At 51.8% G+C, this 9,911-nt stretch carries 10 protein-coding genes; 1 reads left to right on the forward strand and 9 read right to left on the reverse strand.

The window, feature by feature from the left end; translation table 11 throughout:
* Window positions 1–223: 223 nt before the first annotated feature.
* The 8 genes from ACRCZA_RS11525 to sfsA all read right to left on the reverse strand — a co-directional run bounded on the left by ACRCZA_RS11525 (window position 224) and on the right by sfsA (window position 7,281).
* Window positions 224–763: a DUF4124 domain-containing protein gene (locus ACRCZA_RS11525; protein ID WP_438674578.1), complete on the reverse strand. Its 540-nt coding sequence runs from the start codon at window positions 761–763 to the stop codon at window positions 224–226.
* 347 nt (window positions 764–1,110) lie between these two features.
* Window positions 1,111–1,956, reverse strand: a complete 846-nt coding sequence (gene panC / locus ACRCZA_RS11530; RefSeq protein WP_438674579.1) for a pantoate--beta-alanine ligase — start codon at window positions 1,954–1,956, stop codon at window positions 1,111–1,113.
* A 27-nt stretch (window positions 1,957–1,983) separates the two neighbouring features.
* On the reverse strand, window positions 1,984–2,778 hold the full coding sequence (gene panB / locus ACRCZA_RS11535) for a 3-methyl-2-oxobutanoate hydroxymethyltransferase (protein WP_438674580.1): 795 nt from the start codon (window positions 2,776–2,778) through the stop codon (window positions 1,984–1,986).
* 57 nt (window positions 2,779–2,835) lie between these two features.
* Window positions 2,836–3,324, reverse strand: coding sequence for a 2-amino-4-hydroxy-6-hydroxymethyldihydropteridine diphosphokinase (gene folK, locus ACRCZA_RS11540; RefSeq protein ID WP_438674581.1), 489 nt, complete (start codon window positions 3,322–3,324; stop codon window positions 2,836–2,838).
* Complete coding sequence (locus ACRCZA_RS11545) at window positions 3,324–4,823, reverse strand: polynucleotide adenylyltransferase PcnB (protein WP_438674585.1); 1,500 nt, start codon at window positions 4,821–4,823, stop codon at window positions 3,324–3,326. The genes folK and ACRCZA_RS11545 overlap by 1 nt, the downstream gene beginning before the upstream one ends.
* Window positions 4,824–4,935: 112 nt before the next feature.
* Window positions 4,936–5,832, reverse strand: a complete 897-nt coding sequence (gene gluQRS / locus ACRCZA_RS11550; RefSeq protein ID WP_438674586.1) for a tRNA glutamyl-Q(34) synthetase GluQRS — start codon at window positions 5,830–5,832, stop codon at window positions 4,936–4,938.
* Window positions 5,833–5,969: 137 nt separating this feature from the next.
* Window positions 5,970–6,413, reverse strand: coding sequence for an RNA polymerase-binding protein DksA (dksA, locus tag ACRCZA_RS11555; protein WP_007644947.1), 444 nt, complete (start codon window positions 6,411–6,413; stop codon window positions 5,970–5,972).
* Between the two features lie 163 nt (window positions 6,414–6,576).
* Window positions 6,577–7,281 carry a DNA/RNA nuclease SfsA gene (gene sfsA / locus ACRCZA_RS11560; protein ID WP_438674582.1) on the reverse strand — a complete coding sequence of 235 codons (705 nt, stop codon included), beginning with the start codon at window positions 7,279–7,281 and terminating at the stop codon, window positions 6,577–6,579.
* Between the two features lie 176 nt (window positions 7,282–7,457).
* On the opposite strand from sfsA, the gene pepB reads away from it, so the two are divergent.
* A complete protein-coding gene (pepB, locus tag ACRCZA_RS11565; RefSeq protein WP_438674583.1) occupies window positions 7,458–8,750 on the forward strand; it encodes an aminopeptidase PepB in 1,293 nt (430 codons plus the stop codon).
* A gap of 574 nt (window positions 8,751–9,324) precedes the next feature.
* On the opposite strand, the gene ACRCZA_RS11570 is transcribed toward pepB, so the two are convergent.
* On the reverse strand, window positions 9,325–9,911 hold a 587-nt coding region (locus ACRCZA_RS11570; protein ID WP_438674584.1), incomplete at its 5' end, for a phosphoribulokinase.

Consider the following 9,911-nt stretch of genomic DNA (forward strand, 5'->3'; position numbering starts at 1 on the left):
CACTGATGGTTGGCATGAGCTCGGTGGCTGTTATCTCTATGGCTGTTATATCGGTGAGTGTTATCAACGTTGGCATGTAATGCGCTATCGGCCAACTGTCCACTCCAGCCAGTATTAAGGCGTTAGCGCCAACACTAGTTAACCCGCTTGCGGCCTTTGGCGGCGTACATTAACGCCAGCGCTTTGGTATAAGCCCATGGTGGTCCATTAACAAAGCTTGGCGTTAGCGGCTATCTTGTGCTGGCGCTAACGTTGGCGCGGGCTCCGCCAAGAACTGACGTTTGCGGGCCTCGAGTAATTCAATGATCTGCCGATTGCCCGCCGTCAACCTGTCAAAGTGTTCAGTCACCTTGGTCACGCCAGTGAGATATTCTTGATCTTCTTTGGGCTTATCCTGCCAATAACGTTTGCGCTCAAGGGCTTGGATTTCACTGGCCTTAAGGATCTCAAAATAACTGATTTCTTGCCTTAGGCGGTAGATTTCTGCATCAAGCAGTTGCAGCCATTGCTCCTGTGGCAGCGCGGATTGTTGTAGCAGGATCTGCAGCGGATCTCGGACTGTGTCACGCTTATCGGAGTCGATTTCGGTGGGGATCCCAAATTGATACTCAATTTTATGCTGGCGATATTCTGCGGGACAAGCGGTCTGGCTAAACACGACTTTATCGTCCTTGCGACATTTATAAATCGTATTGACCTGACTGGCGGCGAAGGTCGTTGTTGGGAGCATCATCCATGCTAGGGCGGCGATGAATTTTACCATTGGGCTACAAATCCTTTGTGCTCATTGCGGTAGGGGAATGTGGGCAGGCTACTTTAGCGAGTGCTTACTTTAGCGTGCGCTTACTTTTACGTGTAGATACTATGGCGTAACTTTGTACAGAAAACCAGTGTTTCCATGGGGCGCTGGCAAGGGAAGTTGTTTTAGAGGCTGGCGCTATATCTTAAGGACTGTTGGTATGTCTTAAGGCTGACGCTATAGCGTTCTACCTGATGAGCTGTTAAGGCTGGCGCTAAAGTTTGGGTCTTGCGCGCTGGGTACAATGGTCATTGGCCCAATCACAAAGGCGTTTAAGCTCCTTTGTGATTGGCTGACGTCAGTCATTCAGATCAGCGTTCGAACCTGAGATTATCAATCAAGCGCGCTTTGCCTAAATATGCAGCCGCCAAGATAACCAGCGCCTGGTCGCTGGCTTCAGCCTGCGCTAAGGTATCGGCTTGACGCACTTCTAGGTAATCAGGGGTAAAGCCTGCGGCAATCAAGCTGGCCGTGGCATGGGCGCTGACTTGCTCAATACTCTCGCCCCTTTGTATTCCTTGGGCCATGGCATCTAAGGCTTGCTTGAGTGCGGGTGCGCGCGCTTTTTCATCGGCGGTTAAATAGCCGTTGCGTGAGCTCATGGCAAGGCCGGAGGCTTCTCGTATGGTATCAACCCCAATAATTTCAATTGGTAATGATAAATCTTCAACCATAGTTTTGATCACTAATAGCTGCTGATAATCCTTATTGCCAAAGAAGGCGACATCGGGTTGCACTATGTTAAAGAGTTTGCAGACTATGGTGGCTACGCCGCGAAAATGCCCGGGGCGGCTCTCACCACAGAGCATATCGGAGATGCCGGGCACCTCAACATAGGTTTGTTGTGCTAACCCTTTGGGATAAATAATGGCCGGCGTCGGGGTAAAAAGCAGTTTTGCCCCAACAGCTTCAAGGGCTTGGCTGTCGGCTGCGAGGGTGCGCGGATAAGCATCGAGATCTTCATTTTGGCCAAATTGCATAGGATTGACGAAAATCGACACGACCACATGATCACAGCGTTTAGCCGCTTGTTTGACCAAGGTGATATGTCCTTGATGAAGATTGCCCATGGTAGGCACAAAGGCGACGGTTTCCCCCTTGGCGCGCCATGCACGCACTTGGGTACGAATGTCCTCGATATGGGCACTTGTGATCATGAACTCTTACCTTGTAAAACGGGATAGTTAGTTGAATGTATGTTCCGCACCGGGGAAGGTGCCTGTGGCCACTTCTTCAATGTAGGCGCGCACGGCTGAGCGAATTTCGCCAGTTTGTTTTAGGTAGTTTTTAGAAAAACGTGGGATATAACCACTTGAAATACCTAATACATCATGCATGACTAAAATTTGACCGTCGGTGGTGGCGCCAGCGCCAATGCCGATCACTGGAATGGTTAAGGCTTGGGTAATTGCGGTGGCCAGCGGGGCAGGAATGCACTCTACCACCAGTAATTGGGCACCTGCGGCTTCTAGGGCTTTGGCTTCATCTAAAATGCGTTGGGCATTTTCAGCATCGCGACCCTGCACTTTAAACCCACCAAAAACATGCACAGATTGTGGCGTTAAGCCTAAGTGGGCACATACGGGAATGCCGCGCTCAGTCAGCTTAGTGACAGTCTCGAGTAGCCAGTGGCCACCTTCCAATTTGACCATGTTGGCGCCCGCTTGCATCAGCGTGGTGGCATTGCTCATCGCTTGCTCTGGGGTGGCGTAGCTCATAAAGGGCATATCTGCAATCAACAGGGCGCGCTCAATGCCGCGGCGTACGCAGCGGGTATGATAGGCGATATCGGCGGTGGTTACAGGCAGCGTATCATCATGGCCTTGGAGTACCATGCCTAACGAGTCGCCCACCAGCAGTACATCGATACCTTCGCTATCGAAAGCGCTGGCAAAGCTGGCATCATAGGCGGTTAGCGCAGTGAATTTTCTACCTTCCTGTTTGTATTTCAACAGGGTTGAGCGAGTAACTTTAGACATATAGATGATCTTCAAACCAAATAAGAAATGGTGTTATAAGCTAACTGCCAAAGGACTTCAATGATCAATGCCTAGGAGTGGTAACTCCGCCAACATATTTTCATTGATAAGATGACTGAGGGGCGTCTTGCAGGGCAGGATCAAATCGGGGGCGATGGCTGCTAATGGCACTAGCACAAAACTGCGCGCCTTCATCCCGTAGTGGGGGACGGTTAGCCGAGGCTCGTTGATAAACTCATCGCCATATAACAGTAAGTCGAGATCTAAGGTACGCGGGCCCCAACGCTCTTTACGCACGCGCCCTTGAGTGTTTTCAATCGCCTGCAAAGCATCTAGCAGCGCAAGTGGTGCAAGCTGGGTATCAAAGCTTGCGACGGCATTGAGGTAATCGGGCTGCGCGACATCGCCCATGGGAGCGGAGCAATAGTAGGGCGACACTTGCAAACTGTCGCCCAGAGCTAGCGTGGACAAGGCGTTAACCGCCTTATCCAGCTGCGCTTTAGGATTGGCCAGATTCGCCCCGAGGGCGACAAATACCCGTGGCATTATTCGGCCGCTTTAGCTGCATTCGCCGCACTCGGACGCCGACGACGGCGCTGGGGGGCATTACGGTTGCGGCTATTGGGCCCTTTACTCCCGCTGCGGGCAATGGTCAGGCGCTCGGTTTCATCGGCTTCGACAAACTGTTGCCACCATGCGGCACTTTTAGCGACATTGCCACCTTCGGCTTCACCGCGCAGTAACAGTAAATCATAGGCGGCTCTAAACTTAGGATGCTCCATGAGTTTAAAGGCGCGAGTGCTTTGGCTACGCTCAAAGCGTAACTGTAGCTGCCAAATATCCTTGGCTGGCGTACTAAAGCGCCGCGGGATACTGATCGTTTGGCACTGCTGTTCCATGACATCCCCCATGGCGGCAAAAAACGCATCATAGAGGGATAAACCGCTTTCAACGGCAATCTCTTCGGCGCGTTGGCGTAGGGGGTACCACAACATGGCGGCATAGAAGAAGGCTGGCGTCACGGGTTTATCTTCGCTTACCCGGGTGTCAGTGCTCTTCATTATGGTTTGCACCATCTTCATCGCGGGGCCCTTGGGATTCTCTTTGAGAATGGCGTCGACCTGAGGAAACAGCGGCGCAAATAGCTTGTATTCCTGCATCATCTCAAAGTTAGCTAAGGCTTTGCCGGCAAAGAACAGCTTAAGCACTTCTTCGTACATCCGTGCTGCCGGAATATCCTTGAGCAGCGGCGCTAACTGTTTGATGGGTTTAGCGGTGACGGCCTCAATGCTCATGCTCAGTTTGGTCGCAAAGCGCACCGCCCGCAGCATCCGCACCGGATCTTCACGGTAGCGTGTTTCGGGATCGCCAATTAAGCGCAAGGTGCCGGTTTTAAGATCCTGCATGCCGCCGCCATAGCCGCGAATCGAATAATCGCTGATATCGTAATAGAGGGCGTTGACGGTAAAGTCGCGGCGTTCGGCATCTTCATCGATATCGCCATAGACGTTATCCCGAAGCAGGCGTCCTTCAGCGTTGGCTTTGGAGATCTTCTCATTGCTTTCGCCATGGTGGCCGCGGAAGGTGGCTACCTCGATAACATCGCGACCAAATACGATGTGAGCGAGGCGAAAACGTCGCCCGACGACCCGGCAATTGCGGAACAGTTTTTTGATTTCCTCTGGAGTGGCATTGGTGACCACATCGAAATCTTTAGGCTCAAGCCCCAGCAGTAAATCGCGCACACCGCCGCCGACCAAATAGGCTTGAAAGCCAGATTTGTTTAATCGGTACAATACCTTAAGGGCATTTTCGCTAATGTCTTTACGGGAGATACCATGGGCATCTCTAGGGACTCGCTCCAAGCTTAAGCGCCCAGAGGTGGTCTCTGGGGTGGCGGGTTCCATTTGCGCTGGAGTCGGAGCGGTCGTTTTAGGCGCGTCTTCAAATAGCTGCTTGCAGAATTGGCTGATACGGCGAAAAATGGGACACCTCGAAATATGGTCTGTTATCTGGTTAAAAATCTGGCGGCTATGATAACTCAATTGCGGCCTAATGGGTATATGGCGATGTTTGCTCATGGCCAGGCATGCGTCATTGCCCGCCTGAGCATGACCCGAATATGTATGAGTTCGGCCTGAGTTATGCCCGCTTCATTTAGGGATCGATCAGGATCTCGGTCTGCTTAGGGATCGCCGCGAGCGTAAATTGCGCGGTGGCTTGTTCGAGCATCTTGGAGACAGAACCTTGATTTTCAACACTCTCTTGTCCTAAAAATGCCAGCGCTGCATTGAGGCTGGGCTGAGGATTACGTTTATCTATCGCTTGGGCATGATTTTGTTTGGAGAGTTTAAACCCCGGTGTGAGGCTCGCCAGCGGTAAATGTAGCCACTCGGGCGGGATAAAGCCTAAGGTTTGGTAGAGGCTTAATTGGCGGCAACTGGCCTCCAGTAAATCACAGCCGCGCACCACTTCGCTGATGCCTTGGTAGGCATCATCGAGCACTACCGCAAGTTGGTAGGCGTATAAGCCATCGCTGCGTTTGATAATAAAGTCTTCGGCCGCAAAGGCGTGTTCCACCTGAATCTGCCCCATGAGATTATCGGTAAATTGTGCGATGTGGGCGCGATTGACCAAACGCACCGCTCCAGTCGTGTGCTGAGTCGCTAAGTGGTGACAGCGGCCATCGTAAATGCCGCCCATAGCTTGGATTTGTTTGCGACTGCATTGGCAAAAATAGGCTTTATCTTCAACCAGTAATTCATCGAGCTTGGCTTGATACGCCGCGGTGCGCGTACTTTGATACAAAGGTGTACCGTCCCATTCAAAACCATAAGCCTCTAAGGTGCGTAAAATATCGTCGGCGGCACCTTTTACTTCCCTTGGCGGATCAATATCTTCCATTCGGATAAGCCATTTCCCCCCCAGTGAGCGGGCACGCAAATAGCTGCCAAGGGCGGCGATCAGCGAGCCAAAGTGCAAGGCTCCGGAAGGTGATGGCGCGAAACGGCCAACATAAGGACGTGGTGAAATAGCAGTGGATAACGTCGCCATAAGGAGATTTGACATGGGTGACTAGATAAAGTGGCTGTATTTTAGAGGGATGCTAAGCAAAAGCGAAGTATTACAGAGAGGATAACGTCAGCGCGGATAAACAAGTAGGCGGGGAATTCCCCGCCTGAGATGGCAGGTTAACCCGCCATTTGCTTTTCTTTGATCTCTGCAAGCGTTTTACAGTCGATACATTGATCGGCGGTTGGGCGCGCTTCGAGACGGCGAATGCCGATTTCAATACCGCAAGAATCGCAGAAGCCGAAATCGTCTTCTTCAATTTTTTGCAGTGTTTTTTCAATTTTCTTGATGAGTTTGCGTTCTCTATCGCGAGCACGCAGCTCAAGGCTGAACTCTTCTTCTTGGGCCGCACGGTCAACAGGATCGGGAAAGTTTGCGGCTTCATCCTGCATGTGACTCAGAGTACGGTCGACCTCTTCACGCAACTGATTGCGCCAAGCTTCAAGAATTGTCTTGAAGTGACCCAGTTGCTTAGCGTTCATATACTCTTCACCCGGCTTTTCCTGGTAGGGACTCACACCTGCGATAGCGAGTACGCCAAGTTTTTTGGTGCCTTCAGGCATAACGCATCTCCTGTAATCATTTGCGTTTGTAGGGCGTCCTTAAGAACGGCCGCTATCTATAGCAGAATCTTCACATCGAGGCAAATTTTTCATATCACCTTGGCTGATTTTTTTGACTACGTTCGCTTATTGCCCTTAATTGTCTGCGAGCGGCGGATGGCGCTCAGATGTTCACGGGGCAGGATTGGCTTAACTGTATCGCTGTCGGTGAGATTTCGCAGCGATAGGCGAGCACTTCAACACCTGCTAACACTGCCATTTTCAGTAGCTTAGCGTATTGAGGATCGATATGTTGGGCAGGGGCGACGCAGTGAATGCCGCTGTGCTGCACCACAAAGAGTAATACCGCTCGCTGGCCAAGCTTGACCATTTGCATTAATTCTCGCAGGTGTTTCTGGCCGCGTAGGCTCACCGCATCGGGGAAATAACCTTGGCCATCCTCCAGTAATGTGCAGCTTTTGACTTCGACATAGCAGTCGGGGCGGTCATCACCTTTGAGTAAAATATCGATGCGGCTATTTTCATCGCCGTACTTGGCTTCACGGTAGAGCTGTGTGTAGCCCACCAGTTCGTTGATGACCCCCTTTTTGATGGCTTCTTCTGCTAAGGCATTGGCATTCCCCGCATGAATACCAATCAGATCGCCGGTGGGCGTGCTCATGAGCTCCCAAGTATGGGCATATTTACGCTGAGGATTGGCGGAGGTGGAGAACCATACTTTTTCACCCGGGAAGAGGCAATTACGCATCGATCCCGTGTTAGGGCAGTGGATAGTCAGTGGTGTGCCATCGGCGAGGGTAATGTCAGCCAAAAAGCGCTTATAGCGTTTAATGAGCACGCCCTGCTGCAAGGCCGGTGTAAAGCGCATGCGGTTACCTCTTTGTAAGCTATGGCAGGCAAGATTAACAAATTTACCAGAGCTTTACCGATTTTAGTGGGGTTTACAGCGGCAATGTCTTTGAGTCCAGGTCGCCACACAGTAAACTGCGGTCTGAGTGTTTGTTCCTATGATGTTAAAAAAAATCGAAAAATGAAGGAATTCTAATGAGTGAACTCAAAATGACCGATGCCATGCCCGTGCAATTAACTCAACAAGCTCCCGCCGCCCCTTGGGGGAAAGCCGATGTGACTTTTACGGCAGAGGGCGCGCACATTCATTTAACCGCGGCTGATGATTTGCGCCAAATTCAAATGGCGGCCCGTAAACTGCGCAGCCAAGGTGTTAACCATGTGGTTTTGACCGGGCCGCTTTGGGATCTCCATCGGCAATGGGTGTTTGCCCAAGGTTTTGCGACGGCCAAGGCGGGTTACCACATCCACTGGTGTGGTGATGAGGCTGTCCAAGCCGAGTTGCAACGTCGATTCGAGGTGGCGACCTTTGCTCGGCAATTGATCAACGACACCCCGGAAAACTTATCGCCCGTGAAGCTGGCGCAGCAGGCGGCCACCTGGCTGGCGGCTATCGGTGGCGATAAGGTGAGCTATCGCATTATTGAAGGTGAAGCGCTGCTTGATGCGCGCTGGATTGGGATCCATGCCGTTGGCCGTGGCAGCGAGCGGCCACCGGCAATGTTAGAGTTAGACTTTAATCCATTGGCTGCCGATGCGCCGGTATCTGTGGCATTGGTGGGTAAAGGCATCACCTTCGACTCTGGCGGCTATAGCATCAAAGCCTCTGAAGGCATGTTAGGGATGAAGTGTGATATGGCAGGCGCTGCAACCGTGACGGCAGCGCTCGGTTTAGCCATCCAATCGGGCTTAAATAAGCGGGTTAAGCTGTTTTTGTGCTGCGCCGAAAACCTCATCAGCGGCCGCGCCTATAAATTAGGGGATATTCTCACCTACAAAAACGGTGTGACAGTGGAAGTGGTGAACACTGACGCCGAAGGTCGTTTGGTCTTGGCCGATGGCCTACAAGCCGCTTCTGCTACAGGTGCACCTTTTATTATCGACGCGGCAACCTTAACTGGCGCGGCGGTGATGGCGGTGGGGGCTAACTACAATGCGATTTTCTCGCCGCAGGCTGACGTATTACAGTTGGCGCAGCAAAAGGCGGCAACGGTGGCCGAGCGTGTATGGCCATTGCCACTGGATCCTTGGCACAAAGACATGTGCCCCTCAGCCTATGCTGACACGGCCAACAGTCGCCCTGTAAAAGGCGGTGGCGCGGGCGGCGCCTCGAATGCCGCTGGTTTCTTATGGCGTTTCGTGTCACCCGAAGCCAAATGGTTACACGTGGATTTAGCCGGCGCTTTTGAAGATTCAGCTTCGGCACTGTGGGGGGCGGGCGCGACGACTCACGGCGTGCTGACCATTAGTGAGCTGATTAAAGCCTAAGCTTGGCACTGACGTTGCGCGGTGAGCGTGAGCGAACCTCATCAAGCTGTGCATTCTCATCACAACCGCCTGCGGGCGGTTTTTTATTGGGGAAATTGGATAACAATCATGTCGCTGATGCGATGCTGTACCTAAGCAAGTGACATAGCGACGACTCTGCGACGACATTGCGACCACGGCGATATGAAGGGCGGCAACATGTATGGCGGGCAAAACTCATGCGCAAGGTTAACGCCCTGAGATGACACTCGCAAAACAAAAGGATTCAGTTGAAGGTTGCAAATGGTATATGAACGTTGAAGGGGAGGTTGCTGACATACTCAAGGGAATCAACAGATCAAGATGGGGGAATTAACTCCCAAGAGTATGCCAACTATCGATCTTTCGCCTGAAATCCCGATGCCTACAAGATAACGGCAATGGCTTAAATCAAGCTTAATCTCCGAACCCCACCAAAGATATTGCGACTGTGTTGCCTAGGGGCCGGCAAGCAGGGCACTTTAGCATTCATGGCACTTTAGCAAGCAGGGCACCTTAGCATTCACGGTACTTTAGCATTCATGGCACTTTAGCATTAGTTCGCCTCGGGGCGATGAAGCTGCTGGCGTTTTTCCAGTAAATCCCTAATCAAAGGGGTGAGGATGAGCTCCATCGCGAGGGACATTTTGCCGCCGGGTACTACTAAGGTATTGATCCGTGACATAAAGGATCCCTGGATCATATTAAGGTAATAAGGAAAATCGACATTGTTGATCCCACGAAAACGGATCACGACAAAGCTCTCGTCAAGGCTGGGAATATCTTTGGCACTAAAAGGGTTAGAAGTATCAACCGTCGGTACTCGTTGAAAGTTGATATGGGTGCGCGAAAATTGCGGCGTCATGTGCTGAATATAGTCATCCATACTGCGCACGATGGAGCCCATCACCTTTTCGCGGCTGTGGCCACGCTCGGAAGTATCGCGAATGATCTTTTGGATCCACTCTAGATTGACGATGGGCACCATGCCGATCAATAAATCCACATGCTGGGCGACGTTGGCGTCGCTGGTCACGACGCCGCCATGCAGACCTTCGTAGTAGAGCATATCGGTATTGGCAGGCAGCGGTCGCCATTGGGTGAAGGTGCCGGGCATTTGGTTAAAGGGCACAGCTTCATCGA

Origin of the sequence: Shewanella sp., from assembly GCF_051658185.1 — a bacterium.
Taxonomy (GTDB): Bacteria; Pseudomonadota; Gammaproteobacteria; order Enterobacterales; family Shewanellaceae; genus Shewanella.